The organism is Stieleria varia (genome assembly GCF_038443385.1).
GTDB lineage: Bacteria > Planctomycetota > Planctomycetia > Pirellulales > Pirellulaceae > Stieleria > Stieleria varia.
Map to the genome: position 1 here is coordinate 3,472,039 of NZ_CP151726.1, position 18,014 is coordinate 3,490,052.

Genomic DNA, 18,014 nt, shown 5'->3' on the forward strand with positions numbered 1-18,014 from the left:
CATCCGTCTGTCGGCTGCTGTGCCGGTCGATGCATCACGAGCGTGACTATGTCTAACAGCGAATTCGATCTCGATGTGGATCGCGGCAACACCGCGTTGAACTTCTTGCCCTGGATCCGGCAAGCGCAGCAGTCAGGGAAGGGACTCGGCGGCATGGTGATGGAGATCATGCGTCTACGTCGTGGGCAAGGAAAGTTGCAGCCCGATGAATACTTCATGTACGGAATGTACGACGACGCTCGCTTCACGGCCGAGTCGCGGAAAACGTTCCTGGGACAAGACAACTTGTTGGTACCCTCGCCATGGGCAAAGATCGCCGGTGACAAACCCACCCTGACGACTCTGTTGACCGGGATGGGATTGCCTGTTCCAGAAACGCAAGCCATCGTGCATCCGTTTCGCACATTCGCCAATGCGTTTGCCCTGCGAAATCCTGCCGACGTGGCGAACTTCCTCCGCAAGGATGCCCGTTACCCGATCTTTGGCAAGCCCTTTGACTCGGTGTGTAGCATGGGGACGGCAAAGATCGATCGTTACGATGCCGAGCACGATGCGGTGATCGTCAGCGGGGATAAAGTCGTCCCCGTGGATGCGTTTGCCAAAAAGATCAATGAACTCGGGCTGGCGTATCTGTTTCAAACACTGATGCTGCCGCATCCCGAGATCGCCAAGTTGATCGGTCCCTGCGTCAGTTCCGTGCGGATGTTTGTGATTTCCGATCGTGACGGTGCTGCATTGTTCCGCGCTGCATGGAAGATCCCCGCCAGCGTGAATCACGCGGACAATTTCTGGCGTGTCGGTAACATCCTGGCGGGTGTGGACATCGAAACCGGCAAGATCCTGCGGACAGTTGTGCGTACCGAAGATGGAACTGAACCGATTGCCGCTCACCCGATCACGGATGCGGTGTTTGACGGCATGGTGTTCCCCGAATGGGACGCGATGAAGCATCTGGTCATGCAGGCCGCGATCAACCTGCCCCACTGTCATTTCCAAGGCTGGGACGTTGCGTTGACGGATCGGGGACCGATCCTGGTGGAACTGGAGGGCGATGGTGGCAACCCGATCATGGAGCAACTGTGTTTCGATACGGGGTTGCTGCAAGGTCGATACCTGAAGGTCGTCGAGGAGTACAACGAACGCGAAAAGCAGTCGCAGAAACGCAATCGTTCGCGTGACGCCGCGGCTTTGCGGAAAAGTGTCGCTGCGTTGGCCGTTCCCTTTGAGACGCGTCGAACGAATGTTGACTCCAACGAGGATGCATCGAGCGAGTTGGACGATTCAACGGTGAAGACGACCTCCGCTCCCATCGTCATCCCGACAGGGACATCCATTCCGACCGACTCGAATGTAACGGTCTGATTGCCCCGTGATTTCCCCACACGAAATCGGACAGCCCTACGAGAGCTTGATCTCGTCGGGTTGCGATAGCCGTTTGATCCTCAATCCATCGGGTTTGAATCCGTATGGATGTGGAGTGATCAGCCGTGACGTGATCGCGTTGGGGTCGTGCAGCGCCTCCACACCATCGGCTCGCGGAGAACAGGCAGCTCGGGCGATCCGCCAAAGCTTGATCGAAGCGAGCGACCTGCGGACCGCGACGGAACATCAATTTCAGAGTGTCCGCGAAGCCCTGCATGCATGCTGGAACTTGACTCCTGAGACCGATATCGCATTCACGCCATCTGGAACCGACGTGGAACTGCTGGCGCTTTCGTTGGCCGACGGAGTTGCATACGGATCTGCGGCGCGACCGATCGTGAACATCGTGATCGGCCCGGCGGAAGTAGGGCGAGGGACGGTGCGTTCGGCAAGTTTTCAGCACCACGACCGTGTCGATCCGTGTGGCCATGAGGTCGCTCTGGCAAGTCCAGTCGACGAGGCGATGGAGCGTCGTGTGACCGTTCAGACGATCGACATTCGACACGCCAACGGCCAGCCGATGTCCTGCGCCGAAATCGACTTGGCTGTCCAGCAAGCTGTCATCGCTGCCGCCGACCAAGGATCACGTGTGCTGCTGCACGCTGTGGCGCATAGCAAAACCGGGATCTTTGCGCCCCGATTGACCACGCTCAGTCGGATCGCAACGACGATGACCGACGACGTGGTGATCGTCGTCGATGCCGCCCAAGCGAGACTTGGTCCGACATTCGGAACCATCGACTATTCCCAACTGATTCGACACGGATTTCTGGTTTCTGTCACCGGTTCCAAGTTCTTTGGCGGACCACCTTTCTGTGGCGCCCTACTGGTTCCGCCCCGGTACCAGCGTCCTCGTTCGCTTCCCTCCGGACTGTCTCGCTACGTGTTTCGCAATCAGCTGCCGCTTTCATGGAGCGATGCAAGAAACTGTCTACGTGACGACTGCAATGTCTCCTTGCTGATGCGATGGAACGCAGCAGTCGCCGAGATGCGAGCGTTTTATGCTTTGCCCGAGCGTACACGTGGCCGGATCGCGTCAGCGTTCGTTCAGTCCGTCCGCAGGCACTTCGCAGCAGAAGAATCCATCGAGTTGATGCCAAGCTTTGACATGGAGGATTCCGATTGGATCGATCAGCATGGCACTCCGACACCGACCGTGATTTCGTTTGGCATACACAGCGGTGGTCAACGGTTCGGTGAAAGAGAACTACGCAGTCTGCATCAACAGCTCAATGAGCCCGCTGGTGAGGGCGGTGAGCTCGCATTTCATCTCGGGCAGCCGGTACGTATCGGCAACCAGCTTTGGGTTTTGCGGATCGCCCTGGGGGCTCCGTTGGTGACCGAGATTGCATCCAACTCGATCCGTGGAGAGACGCTGTCCGCTCGTCTATCGTGGCTGGATCATCGGTTGAGTGACTTGGCGCACCGGATCACAGATCTCGCCAACGCGATCGCCGTCAGCGAACCCAGCAGATCGTTGACGACCGTCAGGTAGCGGATCAACCATGTTCCATCAACGAATTTCAACCGATCTGGCCGCCGAGATTTGGTCCACGGTAAAACGGTCAGGATGTCTGGCCGAAGACGTGAAATCATTCGTTGTGCATGATCTGGGGCGGATGCGCGATCGGCTTCAGAATCTGCAATCCGTGTTTCCACGGCAATCGCGGCACACTCTGGCGATCAAAGCGAATCCGCTTGTCGAAATCTTACGCGTCGCCGTTGGGTGTGGCGTGGGATTGGAAGCCGCAAGTATCGAAGAAGTTGAGTTGGCGGTGGCGGCCGGATGTCCCGCCGAGCAGATCATTTTTGATTCACCGGCCAAAACACGCGATGAAATCCAGCATTGCTTGAAGTTGGGCGTCCATTTGAATGTCGACAATTTCGATGAGCTGGAACGAATCGGATCGCTTTACCAAACCGTGGCGTCTGCCTCGACGGTCGGCTTGCGAATCAATCCCGAAGTCGGCGTGGGAACGATCGCGATCACCAGCGTGGGTGGAACGGGATCAAAATTCGGTGTCTCGGTTTCGAAAGACCATGATCGAATTCTGGATGCGTTTGTCAAATACGATTGGCTTGTCGGTTTACACGCTCACGTCGGATCGCAAGGGTGTGCGTTGGATTTGTTGTGCCGCTCCGCCGCGCGGCTTCAGCAATTGCGACGCGAAATCGTAGAGCATACGGGACGCCGTATCCCTCTGGTCAACATCGGAGGTGGGCTGCCCGCGGCGTATGATGACGCCATCGAACCCCCGTCGCCGAGTCTGTACGCGGAGCAACTCGCGATACATGCGCCTGACTTGATGGGCGACGAGGTAACGTTAATGACGGAGTTCGGGCGAGCGGTGCAAGCCGGATGTGGTGTGGCGTTCAGCCGTGTCGAGTATGTTCGCAGACAAAGCCAACGCGTGGTGGGCGACTTAACGGATAGCGATCACAGCATGGCAGTGATTCATTTGGGTGCCGATATGTTTCTGCGTCCGGTGTATCGGCCTGACGATTGGAAACACGAGTACGCTTTGTTGGACGCATCGGGTCTGCTGAAAACACAAGACTCGCGACAAACGACGATCGCCGGTCCGCTTTGTTTTGCGGGCGACATTTTGACTCGCGAAGCCTTGATGCCAGAACCTCGAGTGGGCGATTGGATCGTGATCCGTGATTGCGGAGCCTACACGTTGAGCATGTGGTCAAGACACTGCAGTCGTGGATTGCCTCCGGTCGTCGGGTACGACGCGAGCAACCAGTCGGTGTCGCTCTTGCACCGCGGTGAAACCCCTGAGGATGTTGTGCGGTTTTGGAGCCGTTGATGGGGAGTTTGGTCACTCAATAGTCGCTCGACGTTCCACGTCGATAGCGTACGAGACCGTTTGGATGCCCATCGTCAGTCGCGTTTCCGCCAGACTGATCAGGCAGACGTTGTAGCCGGTCCGTCGATTCACCACCGGCACAACCGAGCTGTTGATATAATGAGCCGTCAGGCGATAGCGTTCCGCTTAGAAAGTTGATCGCACAGCCATTTTTCTCGTCTTTACCTGCACGACGCGCAAGCGAGTGAATTGTCTTTTTGTCCTGCTATTCACTCGCTTGCGCGTCGTGCTGGTATTTTGCTTGAAATTCAACGTGAAACCATGCGTTCTAGGCGGGACGCTCTCTATCGCGCTGCGGCTGATGAATAATCCGGGCTAGCCGCGGGCCTACCGCACTGCCCGGTGCCTTACGGCCCGCGGCTCACTTTTGTGTTCCCAATTTCGACTCAATGGACCGCCTGCAAGGGCGGACGGAGTCTGATGGGAATGTTCTGTGAAACTCACTGCACCACAAACTCGTCCCTGTCGCCAATGCACCGATTGGAATGCTTCGGATACAATGTCGACTCCGTGTCACCCAATCTCGCCCCAATGACCTTCCTTTCCCCGTAGTTGGCATCATGTGCAAAACACTCCTGTCTCTGTCAGTTACGATCGCCGTGTACGGCGTCTGCTGTTTGCCATTTCCGGCTCAGGCCATCGACCCGTCGGCTTATTCCTGGCGACCGGAGACGATCGACCAAATCGAGATCGGCTACGGCGTTCAACTCGCTGACGTCGACGGCGACGGCAAGACGGATATCGTCTTGGCTGACAAGAGCACCATTCAGTGGTATCAGAGCCCGTCCTGGACGAAACACATCATCGCCAAGGATCTGACCGAGCGTGACAACGTCTGTGTTACCGCTCGCGACATTGACGGAGACGGTAAGTGTGAGATCGCCGTGGGTGGACAATGGAACTTTCGCGAGAGCGTCAAAGACGGCGCGGTTTTTTACTTGGACGCACCCGAAGACCGTACCCAGATGTGGAAACCGATCAAACTACATCACGAACCCAGCACGCACCGCATGCACTGGGTGAAAGGTGTCGGGGACCAATATCACTTGGTCGTCAAACCTCTGCGAGGAAAAGGCAGCGTGGAGGGTGTCGGTCCAGGACTGAAAGTACTTGCCTACCAACGTCCTGAGAAACATGACGCTCAGTGGCCGTATCATGTGGTCAGCGATTCACTCCACCTTTCACATAATTTTCACCCGGTCAATTGGGATGATGATGCCGAAGAAGAGTTGATCATCGCGGCCAAGGAAGGTGTTTGGCATTTTGACCCGAAGGGTGAGCAGTGGTCGTCCACTCAGTTGACCGATGCGTGGGCGGGCGAAGTGCGTGACGGACGGTTGCCCGGCGGAAAGCGTTTCATCGCGACGGTGGAGCCCATGCACGGGTCGGCTTCGGCGGTCTATGTGCAATCCGATTCACCTGACAGCCAGTGGACGCGAGCGAAGGTCTTGGACGAGGCTTTGAAGGACGGACACGCGCTTGCCTGTGCTGATTTCCTGGGCAACGGCAGCGACCAAGTCGTCGTCGGTTGGCGAGCGATGAACGATCCAGGAGTGCCGGGCATCAAGCTTTTCACTCCGCTCGATGCCGAGGGATCTCAGTGGCATGAGCTGCCGCTTTCACAAGGGACCGTCGCGGTGGAAGACATCAAGGTCGGCGACCTCAACGGTGACGGGAAAGTAGACATCGTTGCCGCGGCGCGACAGACCAAAAACCTGGTGATCTTTTGGAACGAGAGGTAGAGGCTATCGCGTGGCGGCTGATATGCGCAGCCTGTCGTGTACGGTTTCCGTTTGACCCGTAGCCAACGGCGTAGGGGGAAGCGGCGTTTGACTGTGCGGTGCAATGCGTTTGGTAGTGTCTCCTGCGCCTTCGGCTGCGGGTCAAACGTAGGGAAAGGCGCTAACGCTGGGCTGTTCATGCACGGTTTCCGTTTGACCCGTAGCCAACGGCGCAGGGGGAAGCGTCGTATGACTGTGCGGTGCAATGCGTTTGGTAGTGTCTCCTGCGCCTTCGGCTGCGGGTCAAACGTAGGGAAAGGCGCTAACGCTGGGCTGTTCATGCACGGTTTCCGTTTGACCCGTAGCCAACGGCGCAGGGGGAAGCGTCGTATGACTGTGCGGTGCAATGCGTTTGGTAGCGTCTCCTACGCCTTCGGCTGCGGGTCAAACATAGGGAAAGGCCCCGCGTTAGCCGCGGTTCTCGCGCACAACCGTGGCTAACGCCAAAACGGCTCAGCAGTCCTCTGGAACATACGACTTCAGGAAGCGGAAGCTCTGTTTGAGCGCCGCGTTTCGAGATTCCACCGAACCCTCGTAGGCTCGGTCCTCGACCTCCACACACACCGGTCCTTGGTAGCCGGTGTCCGTGAGCACCGAAAAGAAATCGCCCCAGTTCACGTGCCCCATCCCGGGGAGCTTTGGCGTGTGGTACTCGTTCGGGTTGGCCAAGATACCCACGTCGTTGAGCCGATCGTGGTCGACTCGGACGTCTTTGGCGTGGATGTGAAAGAGTTTGTCTGCGAATTCTTTCATCGGGGCCAAGTAGTCCATTTGCTGAAAGACCATGTGTGATGGATCGTAATTCAATCCGAAGTGGTCGCTCGGGATGTCATTGAACATCCGTCGCCAAATCGCAGGGCTGTGAGCCAAGTTTTTTCCTCCGGGCCATTCATCGTTGGTAAAAAACATCGGGCAGTTTTCGATCCCCACTCGAACGTCGTGTTCTTCCGCGTGTCGGATGATCGGTTTCCATGTTTCCAGGAACCGCGGCCAATTCGCATCCACAGATTGCGTCCAATCGCGACCGATGAACGTGTTCATGCGACCGATGCCCAATGTTGCGGCCGCTGTGATCACCGACTTGATTTGCTCCACGGCGGCATCCGCCTCGGCTTTGTCAGGGGACAGTGCGTTGGGATAGTAGCCCAGGCCACTGATAGCCACAAAATGCTTGTCAATGCATTCCTGAACATTTGCAATCGCCGACTCGTCCAAAGTCGCCACGTCGATGTGAGTGATTCCCGCGTATCGTCGCGTCGATTTGCCCACCGGCCAGCACATCACTTCGACACAGTCGTAACCGATCTCGTTTGCCGTCTGGAAGACTTGGTCGAGATTCAAATCGGGCAAGATCGCGCTGACAAAACCTAATTGCATGGTGGGATCAACCTTTCTACTGTCATTCTGCGGGGAGGGAGTCGAGTGTTTCACCACTGCCGTCCCAACGTGGGCGGGGATGCAGGGTGTTTCCTTCTCGCACTTTTACCTTTTCGCTCAAGACGCGAAACTCGGATCGTGCATAAAGCCTTGGCACGACCTGTTGGCCGCGTCGCAAGCGGTACAGGATACAGCCTTTCCGGCGGACGAAGTACATCCCCCAGATTTCCGCGACGAATAACTCGCGATCCAATCCGGAACCCACCGTCTCGATTCGGTCCCCCACATCGGCACCTTCGTATCGGACGGGTAGCCACATGCAGGGGCGCAAACGGAATCGAATGTTGCCGTAGCGAAAATGGTAGTACGTGTCATCGAAGGATACGCGACGCATCACGCGATTGCTGGGCAGCACGCGGGTGGCGATGGCGACATCGTCTGGATGGATGAATCCTTGGCCGTTCTCTGGCCAGCGAAGAAAACATCCGTAGTCTGGGAGTGTGGGCCAGCGCATCACAGTCGAAAAAAACGAGAGCTAAAGAAGAACGTATGGTGAACATTGTAACCGATCGAGCACCCGGTTTGCGTCGCTGCGACGCAGATCATGCTTAGAGTCGCTGCTACCCAAGACCTATTTGGAGTAGAATCTCCATTCCAAGTGCACCATCGCTTTTTCGCAAGTCAGACTCGTTATGGATGATCCCAGCAACTCACGTTTTGTCGTCGGCATTGACCTCGGTACCACCAATTGTGCGATGGCCTTTGTTGATACCCACGCCGAATCCGGGGCTGGAGACGGACGTCACTCCGTGCAGACCTTTGCGATCCCCCAGTGGGTGGATTTGGGGCAACGAGAAAACCGCGAAACCCTGCCGTCGTTTCACTACGAGTTCACTTCCGACGAAGCGGCGGTCGGCCACCGATTGCCTTGGCAAGACCAACCGGCCAAGCATTGCGTCGGCGTGCTGGCCCGCGACGCGGGGCACCGGCATCCGGGCAGACGTGCTGCGTCGGCCAAGAGCTGGTTGTCTCACGATGGCGTCGACCGAACGGCCGACCTGTTGCCTTGGCACGGTGACACCGATGTAGCGAAGCTGTCGCCGGTGGACGCCTCCGCGCGATACCTTTCTCACCTGAGGGGAGCCTGGGATGCGGCGCATCCCGATCATCCGCTTGCCGACCAAGACGTTGTGATCACACTGCCGGCGTCGTTCGACGAGGTCGCGCGCGAGCTAACGGTATCGGCTGCAAAAAAAGCCGGGTTGCCTCGCGTGTACTTGATCGAAGAACCCCAGGCTGCCTTTTACGCTTGGATCGATCGTCAAGGCGATCAGTGGGAGAGCAAAGTCCAGCCGGGCCAATTGATCTTGGTTTGTGACATCGGCGGTGGTACCACGGACTTGACCCTGATTCGTGTCCGCACGGCCGGTGCCGATGGAGGACAAGTTCAATTTCACCGGGTCGCTGTCGGTTCCCATTTGATTCTCGGTGGTGACAACTTGGACTTGGCCGTCGCCAAGCTGGCCGAGTCAAAGATCCTGAGTGAAACGGGCAAGTCCCTGTCGGCAACGCAGTGGGATCGTTTGGTCGGCGTTGCACGTTCGGTCAAGGAAACGATGTTGTCAGATGATCGTCCTGATCAGTACACGATTCACTTGCCCGGCGAAGGTTCCGAGTTGATCGGCGGTGGTCTGCTGTTGACCGTCACGGCACAAGAGATCGATGAGATTTTGCTCGATGGATTCTTTCCCGATGTCGAGTTGAGCGATCGACCAGCCGCGGGTGAAAGTGGATTTCAGGAATTCGGTTTGCCTTACGCAGCGGACGCGGCCATCACGCGGCACCTCGCCGATTTCCTTCGCACGCACCGCCACACGGGGATACAAACCTCCGGCGACGACGATTCTGCGATGACCTCCGGCGCTGATCGTCCCGACCTCGTTCTGTTCAACGGCGGTGTGATGACCGCGTCGGCGATCGGCAAGCGCATCGTTGGTTCGTTGTCACGCTGGTTTCGCAGGGGTGATGAAAGCAGTTGGTCTCCTCAAGTGTTGGAGTCCCCACGCTTGGACTTGGCGGTCGCACGCGGAGCGGCCTACTACGGCGTGGTCCGACGCGGTGAAGGAGTCCGGATTGCCGCCAATCTCGGGCACTCGTATTACATGCAAGTTTCCGAAGAACCGCCGCAAGCGATTTGCTTGATCCCGGGCAGTGCCGAAGCGGGCCAGCGATTCAGTGCTGAACAGCATCCGCTGCAAATGCGAATCGGCGCGCCGGTGCAGTTCCCACTGTGGGTCAGCAGCACACGGCTGGCCGACACCGTCGGAGAGCTGATCGGGATCGATCGAGCGGAACTGTCGCCGCTGCCGCCGATTTGCACCGCGTTGGTTCTAGGTCGACGCAAACAAGACGAAACCATCCGCGTTGTGATCGAAGCCGAATTGAGCGAGATCGGCACCGTCGGGCTGTTTTGCGTCGACGCGGACTCGGGCAAGCGTTGGCGACTGGAGTTCGACATCCGCAGCACGTTAGAGACGGATCGCGAAGCCCATAGCGGGGAAGGCGAAACGGCGGGGATCATCGACGCGGAGACGGTGGCCGGTTGTGAAAGTGCGATCGCCGAGGTGTTTGATGCGGACGAACGGGACAAGTCGCAAAAGCCCGGCAAGCTTGTTCGCCAATTGCAATCGATCACCGAAATGCATCGCAATCAGTGGCCGCCATCGCTGTTGCGTGAGCAATGGCAGTTCCTGTTCGATCACCACGAGGGACGTCGAAAATCCGAGCAGCATGAATCACGCTGGCTGAATTTGGTCGGATTTTGTTTACGACCCGGTTATGGTGTCGCCGTGGATGATTGGCGAGTGTCCAGTGTTTGGAAAACGATCCACGGCAAACTTGCTTTCGCATCCGCCGCCTCACGAACCGAATCGATGATCATGTGGCGGCGCATCGCCGGAGGGCTGACGACCGGACAGCAATCACAGTTAGCGGCACCTTGGGTCAACGCGTTGACCAACAAAACGATGAGAATGGAACCGCACGAAGCCGCAGAGGTTTGGCGGCTGATCGGTTCGCTGGAACGGTTGCCGGTGAATGACAAAGTCAACCTTGGCGACGCGGCCCTCCAAGCGCTGTCGGTCAAGAAGAATGAAAAGATCCGCGACGCACTGCTGTGGTCCATCGGACGAATCGGCAGTCGGCAACCCGTTTATGGACCGCTCAATGCGGCGGTCCCCGCCAAGCAAGCCGAACGCTGGTGCGAAAAACTGCTGGACTTTCTGGACCGTGATTGTAGTGACGAGTTGGTTTCGATCGCCCGCCTGGCATTGGTTCAGATGGGGCGACTGACGGGCGACCGATTTCGCGATCTGTCTGTCGATCAACGGGAACGCATCGCCGCCGCGTTTCGTGTCCGTGAGTCTCCGCAACACTTCGTCGATCTACTGCTCGTCGGTGGCAAACTGGCCAGTGAAGAACAAGCAGCCGTGTTTGGTGACGCATTGCCACTGGGGATTCGATTGGTGCGATGAGATTTGCAAGTTGCGATCGACCTTAACCCGGATGATTCATCAGCCGGCACGCGATAGCGTCCGGTTTTCACGCCTATCATCGGGAACCGGACGCTATTGAGAGCGTCCCGCTTAGCATGGTTGTGCTATGAAACGCTCTTTGGTGTCATACGCCCTGAGCCGCTGGCCGTCAGGCCACGAGTCTTACGCACTGAAATGGATATTGAGTTCGTGTAAGACCCGGCCGCTGACGCGTCGCGGCTCACGGCGTTTGATAGCGTCATCCGCTTCCATATGTCGAGCTGTTTGGGCTAAGGGTGGGCTGTTCAAAATTTGGTGTTGGCATTGTTTTTTCAGTCCATGCTTTTGTCCCATGTATCGCAATCAATGTGAGCCTCAGGCGCTAGCCGTGGGCCGGCACCACAATCCGCTTCAGGCCCACGGCTAGCGCCTGAGGCTCACTGGGGGCCACTAGCTGCGCTGGGAGAGTGCCACGCCCCTAATTTTGAACAGCCCGGGCTAAGGGTGGGCTGTTCAAAATTTGGTGTTGGCATTGTTTTTTCAGTCCATGCTTTTGTCCCATGCATCGCAATCAATGTGAGCCTCAGGCGCTAGCCGTGGGCCGGCACCACAATCCGCCTCAGGCCCACGGCTAGCGCCTGAGGCTCACTGGGGGCCACCAGCTGCGCTGGGAGAGTGCCACGCCCCTAATTTTGAACAGCCCGGGCTAAGGGTGGGCTGTTCAAAATTTGGTGTTGGCATTGTTTTTTCAGTCCATGTTTTTGTCCCATGCATCGCAATCAATGTGAGCCTCAGGCGCTAGCCGTGGGCCGGCACCACAATCCGCTTCAGGCCCACGGCTAGCGCCTGAGGCTCACTGGGGGCCACTAGCTGCGCTGGGAGAGTGCCACGCCCTAATTTTGAACAGCCCGGGCTAAGGGTGGGCTGTTCAAAATTTGGTGTTGGCATTGTTTTTTCAGTCCATGTTTTTGTCCCATGCATCGCAATCAATGTGAGCCTCAGGCGCTAGCCGTGGGCCGGCACCACAATCCGCCTCAGGCCCACGGCTAGCGCCTGAGGCTCACTGGGGGCCACCAGGTGCGCTGGGAGAGTGCCACGCCCCTAATTCTGAACAGTCCGGGCTAATGGCAACGCGGGCGGCTTTGTGAGCATTCCATGGGCAGCCATCCGCCGTCATGTTGGGCGATATCCTTAATCGGTTCGATCTCGGCCTCTTTCGTATTCTGCGGGTAGAATATTGTGACGCAAATGTCAGCCTAGAAAGGCTGACGTACGAACAGTGGTGGGCGGCGATGGATACTGTGGGGCAATCGAACAATTTTTACCGCTTTGATGGTTGATATGAGTGAAAGAAAGAGCGGCGTGTTGCTGCACGTCACATCGTTGCCCGGTCGCTTCGGTATCGGCGACTTCGGTCCGGAAGCCTTTCGGTTTGTGGACTTCTTGAACGCCGCGTCTCAGTCTGTTTGGCAGATCTTGCCGTTGACTGTGACCAGTTCCTTCACGGGCAACTCGCCGTACAGCAGCCTTTCTGCTTTCGCGCTCAATCCGTTGCTCGTCAGTCCAGAGATTTTGTTGAGAGAAGGACTGACGACACAAGAAAACGTGGAGTGCATCTATGCCCGCGAAAGTGGCCCGGCGCACTTTCGACGCGTCAGGATGCTCAAAGAAGCGATCTTGCAAGAATCCTTTCAGCAGTTTCAGAAAACCTCGCAGTTCACGGAAGAATTCGATGCTTTTCTGAAGGATTCCTCGCAGTGGTTGGAAGATTACGTGCAGTTTGTTGTGCTCAAGGAGGTGTTTGGGGGACAGGTCTGGTGGGAATGGCCGACTCCGTTTCGCGACCGCGACGAAGACGAGTTGTTGAGGTTCACGCGGCTGTACAGGCAACAGCTACAGTACCACCGATTTGTGCAGTTCATTCTGTGGAAGCAATGGAGTGCGGTGCGGAGTTATTGTCATGAAAAGGGTGTGCAGGTCATGGGTGATTTGCCCATCTATGTCGAAACCGACAGTGCCGACGTTTGGGCGCATCCTGAATGTTTCAAATTGGATGACGATCATCGTCCCGAATGGGTTGCCGGGGTTCCGCCGGACTACTTTAGCGCGACGGGCCAACTGTGGGGAAATCCCGTTTACCGCTGGGACGTCTTGCAAGAACAGCGGTATCAGTGGTGGATCGAGCGATTTCGGCACAACATCAAACTTTATGACTTGATTCGAATCGATCACTTCCGAGGCTTGGTGCAGTACTGGGAGGTGTCCGCTGGAGAGGAAACGGCGATCGATGGACAGTGGGCCGATGTTCCGACCCGCGATTTTCTCGACACGGCATTCAGCCATGTGGACGCCAGTCATTTTATCGCCGAAGACTTGGGGACGATTACCGATGACGTCCACGAGATCATGGATCACTATCAACTCGCGGGAATGAAGGTTCTGCTATTTGCCTTCGGCGATGACCTCGTTGAGCATCCGTATTTGCCGCACAACTACGTCGAGAATTGCGTCGCCTACACGGGAACACACGACAACAATACGGTCGTCGGATGGTTCCATCATGAGATGATGGCTGCCGAAGAAGAAAATCTCCGCGAGTATCTCGGGCGAGACGTCAGCGCGGACACCATCGCGTGTGAGATGATTCAATTGATTTGGGAGTCCAAGGCCAAGCTTTGTATCGCTCCGCTGCAGGATCTGTTGGGGCTCGACGAGACGTCACGTATGAATGTCCCTGGAGTAGGGGCGGATTGCTGGCGGTGGCGATGTCCTTATTTGTCGTTCAACGATGAGTTGGCGGCGCGGCTGAAAGCATTGACGGTGGCGACTGGGCGCGGCCCGAATTGACGGATGCCAAGTCATGGGCTGTTCAAAATTGGGGTTGTGGCACTACGGCTCCCGGCGCAGCTGGTGGCCCCCAGTGAGCCTCAGGCGCTAGCCGTGGGCCTGAGGCGGATTGTGGTGCCGGCCCACGGCTAGCGCCTGAGGCTCACTCTGATTGCGATGCATGGGACAAAAACATGGACTGAAAAGACAATGTCAACACCAAATTTTGAACAGCACGGCTTAGCAAATTCGATTCCGCGTCCGTTCGTACGTTTGATTTCACTCCACTGTCACGTATTGGTTCTTGCCCAGCGCAACGGTTTCCGTTTCACCGCTTTCCGTTTGAAAGCGGACTTCGCCGGCTGACTCGATTGCCATGGCTTCGGATTCCGTCAACTCGGTGGTGTGATACCGGCGGACCAGCTCGTCGTCCAAGTATTCCACGGCAAGTTTGGTTGCCATGCTGGTGAAGATCAATGCGACGCCGAGAATGCGAACGCCGGGCGACGGCAGAAAGATGACGCGAGTGCCCGCCATGTAGGAAACGATGGCAAAACCGCGTAGCAGCAGCTTGCCGTTTTCCAGCGTTTGGGTATCGAGCGATTCAACCGTTTCACGCGTCAACTCGGCTGCACCCTTTTCACCGCATCCGGTCGCCAGCCCCAAGCCGCCGAGACCGCCGGCGATGAGCAGCAGTTTTCGGCGACTGTATCGCTTATTTGGTTCCATCGGTCGCATCTCATTGGCTCCTGAGTGACATCGGCAGCTTGGCCCGATGGATCAGGCTCAGATGGTCGGGCGATGGGGCGCGGATTGTATGTCAGCCTGGAAAGGCTGACGTACGTTTGCTGACGTACTTTGGCTCAGGTGTCGACACAGGTTTCCAGGAACCGGGCCAGGCGATGGAAGTCGCAACCCGGGTCGATGAAGCGGACTTTGGTGACCAACGTTACCGGATCGACCAATTGCTCGAACGGGACGTAATGCAGATCGAGCTGACCGGAGACGCTGACCATGACGCCATTGAGTTTTTCTTCGACCAAGGCACGGTAGGCACCGACGCCGAGTTGAGAGCCGAGCATCACGTCGTAGGCGTGTGGTGGTGCGCAACGGGCTTCGTAACCCAACTGCAGCCCGTTGATTTTGCGAGATTTGCCTGTGCGTTCGGTGTATCGGTCGCCGATGAGCTTGGACATCAGGGCAGCCAAGTTGATCGACGAGATGTTGATGTGACCGTGGTCGTCGCGATTAACGCCTTCGAGATATTGAGCGGGCAAGTACTCCGCCATGCCTTCTGCGATCACGATGGTTCCGTATTCGCGTCCGTCGCGTTCGCGAGCCATCATCATGTCGACCATGCGATCGATGACGCGGTCCAAGGCCATGATCTTGCGTGTTTCGCCCGTTTCTTGACTAACGACTTCTTCGGTCGCCAGCGCGCCTCGGATGTCTTCCACGCTCAACACCATGCTCGCTTCGCCTGCGATCGCCGCGCCGTAAGCCAACCATCCGGCGCTGCGTCCCATGGCTTCGCAGAGGAAGTACGCGCGGCCGGCGGCGGCATCGAAGTTCAGGTTACGGATTTCTTCGGCGAGTGTTTCCACGGCGGTGAAGAATCCGAACGTAAAGTCGATTCCGCTGTAGTCATTGTCGATCGTCTTGGGCAAGTGAACAACGGGGAAGCGACGTGCATCGGCTGGCAAGTTGTCCTGGAACATCTTCAGTTTGTTCGCCGTTTTCAGCGTGTCGTCGCCGCCGATCGAAATCAACGCGTCGACTTCCAGTGAACACAGGCCTTCGTAAACACGTCGCAGAGGGGCAACCAGTTCTGGATCCTTCAGGTGATCTGGGCTGCTGACATGTTTGCCCGGGTTGGTTCGCGCGGTCCCGATCATGATGCCACGGCTGCTGCGGGCATTGGTGAGCGAATCTTGCGTGAATCGGATGTAATCGGTGCCTTCTTGCAGCGGGCCGGCTGCGGTGTATTCCGCTAGGCGACTGTAACCGTGCTTGATCCCGAACACCTGGGCGCCTTCTTCCAAGAACGAGAAAGCTGCGGTCGAAATGACGGCATTGGCAGCAGGCGCGGGGCCTCCGGCAAAAAGAATGGCAACGCGTTTGATGTCGAGGGCGTGGTGATCGGGCATTTCGGACACGGTTGAATGAGGCTATGGGGAAAGTGGCAAGGAGTTTATTTTGACGCCGTGGAAGGCGTTGATTTTAGGCATGTCGGTGTGCTCGCCAAGGAGGTGAGGGGGCGGAAAGGCGAAGCTGCGTTCTGGAAAGCCCTTTCATTCGGTACGAGCGGTCGAAGGGATGATTCTACGCCAAAGTCGGGTCACGCGGGTTATTTGGTTGATCTCGGCAGCCGAACCGATCAAGATCTGCTCCGGCAGGTCCAATCGGGGGACCGTTTTTACGGACTGGGGGGGCTATGCCGCTTATCAAATCCTTCTGCGCACGGAATTGTTGGTGGAACCACAAATGACTTGGCAAACTCCCAGTGGAAACCGCACCCTGTCGGGGCACGAATCAGAGCTGGTGCGTCACAGCATCGCAAACATGGTTGAGGAATTGGCCAGTTGTCGAGAGACCGACGATTCGCCCTGTATCTGCGGCATCGCTTTATTCGATGAGCTGACTTGGACTCAGCAATTGGCCATCCTGGAACGCTTGGCAAATTACTTGTTGCAACGAACCCACGAGACGCTGGAGTTGACCGGGGTTCATGAAGCCGCGGTGGCCGCGATCTATCGAAACATTCTGCAGCAGATCGAAATCGAGATCGAGTTGGATGACGTGTCGCCCACGCAGTTCCGGCACCAATGGCGCGAACTGGTTGTCGCTGCAAACGAAGAAGCCCGAGACGCGGTAATGGATTCGACCATCGTGTCCGGCGCGGACGCATCGTTGTCGCTCGACGACTCCGACGATCACGTCATCTCGGCAGACTCGACGGACATCGAAAAATGGGAATGGATTGTCGAGTCGTTGGCCGATCAAGTCCTGTGGGATCGCGATTTCGAAATGGCAGGCGACATGATCGATGCGCCGCCCGAACAGGCCGCAGCGCTACGCGCGATGCTGGGGATCAATTCGGAGTACTACACCGCGATCGCACCGGACCCGACAGATAGCCAAGTCGATCAACTGTTTGACTCGGTGCACGATCTGACGCGACGCAAACCGCGATAGTGGCGGACTTGTGTTGCTGTCCGGCAGTTCGTCCCTCATTCGTCCGCAACACGTCCGCGATGCACTATCCCAGATTATTTATCAGCCGGCACGCGATAGCGTCCGGTTCCTGAGTATAGGTGCAAGAACCGGACGCTATCGCGTGGCGGCTGATGTGCGCAGTCTGCTTTCGTGCAAATCTGCGCAAGCCGTTTCACGCAAACGTATTGCGAAGACGGTCGGGAGCCGCGTGAATAAACCGGGCTAGTGGTCCGTTACTACTTAATGTTCGGGTCGAGGCCGTCGCGAAAGTCGTCAAGACTTTCGGTGATTTACAACTACTGCCGAAACTCTTGACGAGTTTCGCTATCCTATTCATTAGCTGTAACGGACCGCTAGAGACCACATTCACTACGACGTTTTACGCATCAGACGCATTTCGTTGGGGCCGATGAACATCAGCATCAGCGCTCCTCGCGCGCCTCGTTGGTCGAATACCAGTTCGTGAAAGAGATCTTCTTGCGGCCACGGATAGGAGTAGACCAGGGCAAAGTCATCCAGCTCCAGGCCCATCGCCTCGTAGCCGCACGGCACGGCATGCCCAAGGCTCGGCAAAGTCGGGTCGTCCGCCAAACGTTCGGTCCCTCGTGGCAGAAAATCACCGTGCACGATTTGAAACGGGTGCTCACACTGCTCCAACGTCTTGCGGGCCTGTGGAATCAAATCCTCGTGGGCTTCGATTCCAAACACCGCCAAACCCAACGCACTGGCCAAGGAACTGGTGATCGCAAATCCACATCCCCATTCCAGAAAGCGCTTGCCGATCAGAGGCTGGTATTCCAGGATCCATGTCAGCGTCTGATAGACCATCGTGTAGTCGGCTGCCACGAATTGCTCGATGAACGATTCGTCCCAACGGTCTTGAAACGCTTCGATCCGTTGACGCGAGGCGGCCAGATAGTCGGAGATCTCGTCCGGGATCGGAATTTGATCGATGGACGAAGGTAGTTCTATTTCGGTCAACACGT

The 18,014-nt window shown here is 57.1% G+C and carries 12 protein-coding genes; 7 read left to right on the forward strand and 5 right to left on the reverse strand.

Translation table 11 applies throughout. From position 1 onward, the window contains the following. Positions 1 to 48: 48 nt before the first annotated feature. From Pla52nx_RS11460 to Pla52nx_RS11475, 4 genes are all read left to right on the forward strand, one after another. On the forward strand, positions 49 to 1,362 hold the full coding sequence (locus Pla52nx_RS11460; RefSeq protein ID WP_146520224.1) for a sugar-transfer associated ATP-grasp domain-containing protein: 1,314 nt from the start codon (positions 49 to 51) through the stop codon (positions 1,360 to 1,362). Positions 1,363 to 1,369: 7 nt separating this feature from the next. Continuing rightward, on the forward strand, positions 1,370 to 2,917 hold the full coding sequence (locus Pla52nx_RS11465) for a hypothetical protein (protein ID WP_146520223.1): 1,548 nt from the start codon (positions 1,370 to 1,372) through the stop codon (positions 2,915 to 2,917). 10 nt (positions 2,918 to 2,927) lie between these two features. Further along, a complete protein-coding gene (locus tag Pla52nx_RS11470; RefSeq protein ID WP_146520222.1) occupies positions 2,928 to 4,235 on the forward strand; it encodes a diaminopimelate decarboxylase in 1,308 nt (435 codons plus the stop codon). Positions 4,236 to 4,855: 620 nt separating this feature from the next. After that, positions 4,856 to 6,037 carry an FG-GAP repeat domain-containing protein gene (locus tag Pla52nx_RS11475; RefSeq protein WP_197454609.1) on the forward strand — a complete coding sequence of 394 codons (1,182 nt, stop codon included), beginning with the start codon at positions 4,856 to 4,858 and terminating at the stop codon, positions 6,035 to 6,037. Positions 6,038 to 6,529: 492 nt separating this feature from the next. Here Pla52nx_RS11475 and Pla52nx_RS11480 read toward each other — a convergent pair whose 3' ends face one another. Then, positions 6,530 to 7,453: a sugar phosphate isomerase/epimerase family protein gene (locus Pla52nx_RS11480; protein ID WP_146520220.1), complete on the reverse strand. Its 924-nt coding sequence runs from the start codon at positions 7,451 to 7,453 to the stop codon at positions 6,530 to 6,532. Between the two features lie 22 nt (positions 7,454 to 7,475). Further along, positions 7,476 to 7,967 carry a hypothetical protein gene (locus tag Pla52nx_RS11485; RefSeq protein ID WP_146520219.1) on the reverse strand — a complete coding sequence of 164 codons (492 nt, stop codon included), beginning with the start codon at positions 7,965 to 7,967 and terminating at the stop codon, positions 7,476 to 7,478. 178 nt (positions 7,968 to 8,145) lie between these two features. On the opposite strand from Pla52nx_RS11485, the gene Pla52nx_RS11490 reads away from it, so the two are divergent. Together Pla52nx_RS11490 and malQ are read left to right on the forward strand one after the other, a co-directional pair. Beyond that, entirely contained in the window at positions 8,146 to 10,986 is a 2,841-nt protein-coding gene (locus Pla52nx_RS11490) for a hsp70 family protein (RefSeq protein WP_146520218.1), read from the forward strand. 1,317 nt (positions 10,987 to 12,303) lie between these two features. Next, positions 12,304 to 13,833, forward strand: a complete 1,530-nt coding sequence (gene malQ / locus Pla52nx_RS11495; RefSeq protein ID WP_261344248.1) for a 4-alpha-glucanotransferase — start codon at positions 12,304 to 12,306, stop codon at positions 13,831 to 13,833. 258 nt (positions 13,834 to 14,091) lie between these two features. Here the strand turns inward: malQ and Pla52nx_RS11500 are convergent, their stop codons facing one another. Together Pla52nx_RS11500 and Pla52nx_RS11505 are read right to left on the reverse strand one after the other, a co-directional pair. Next, on the reverse strand, positions 14,092 to 14,550 hold the full coding sequence (locus Pla52nx_RS11500; RefSeq protein ID WP_146520216.1) for a hypothetical protein: 459 nt from the start codon (positions 14,548 to 14,550) through the stop codon (positions 14,092 to 14,094). A 125-nt stretch (positions 14,551 to 14,675) separates the two neighbouring features. Next, positions 14,676 to 15,959, reverse strand: coding sequence for a 6-phosphofructokinase (locus Pla52nx_RS11505; protein ID WP_197454606.1), 1,284 nt, complete (start codon positions 15,957 to 15,959; stop codon positions 14,676 to 14,678). A 337-nt stretch (positions 15,960 to 16,296) separates the two neighbouring features. On the opposite strand from Pla52nx_RS11505, the gene Pla52nx_RS11510 reads away from it, so the two are divergent. Then, positions 16,297 to 17,007 (forward strand): hypothetical protein, encoded by a 711-nt coding sequence (locus Pla52nx_RS11510; RefSeq protein WP_146520214.1) that lies wholly within the window; start codon positions 16,297 to 16,299, stop codon positions 17,005 to 17,007. Between the two features lie 390 nt (positions 17,008 to 17,397). Here the strand turns inward: Pla52nx_RS11510 and Pla52nx_RS11515 are convergent, their stop codons facing one another. Next, positions 17,398 to 18,012 (reverse strand): class I SAM-dependent methyltransferase, encoded by a 615-nt coding sequence (locus tag Pla52nx_RS11515; RefSeq protein ID WP_146520213.1) that lies wholly within the window; start codon positions 18,010 to 18,012, stop codon positions 17,398 to 17,400. Positions 18,013 to 18,014 lie beyond the last annotated feature (2 nt).

Bases quoted from the DNA above. Each gene is read 5' to 3' on its own strand.
- Pla52nx_RS11460 (WP_146520224.1), top strand. From the start codon at position 49: ATGTCTAACAGCGAATTCGATCTCGATGTGGATCGCGGCAACACCGCG.
- Pla52nx_RS11470 (WP_146520222.1), top strand. From the start codon at position 2,928: ATGTTCCATCAACGAATTTCAACCGATCTGGCCGCCGAGATTTGGTCC.
- Pla52nx_RS11475 (WP_197454609.1), top strand. From the start codon at position 4,856: ATGTGCAAAACACTCCTGTCTCTGTCAGTTACGATCGCCGTGTACGGC.
- Pla52nx_RS11480 (WP_146520220.1), bottom strand. From the start codon at position 7,453: ATGCAATTAGGTTTTGTCAGCGCGATCTTGCCCGATTTGAATCTCGAC.
- Pla52nx_RS11485 (WP_146520219.1), bottom strand. From the start codon at position 7,967: ATGCGCTGGCCCACACTCCCAGACTACGGATGTTTTCTTCGCTGGCCA.
- Pla52nx_RS11490 (WP_146520218.1), top strand. From the start codon at position 8,146: ATGGATGATCCCAGCAACTCACGTTTTGTCGTCGGCATTGACCTCGGT.
- Pla52nx_RS11500 (WP_146520216.1), bottom strand. From the start codon at position 14,550: ATGCGACCGATGGAACCAAATAAGCGATACAGTCGCCGAAAACTGCTG.
- Pla52nx_RS11505 (WP_197454606.1), bottom strand. From the start codon at position 15,959: ATGCCCGATCACCACGCCCTCGACATCAAACGCGTTGCCATTCTTTTT.
- Pla52nx_RS11510 (WP_146520214.1), top strand. From the start codon at position 16,297: ATGACTTGGCAAACTCCCAGTGGAAACCGCACCCTGTCGGGGCACGAA.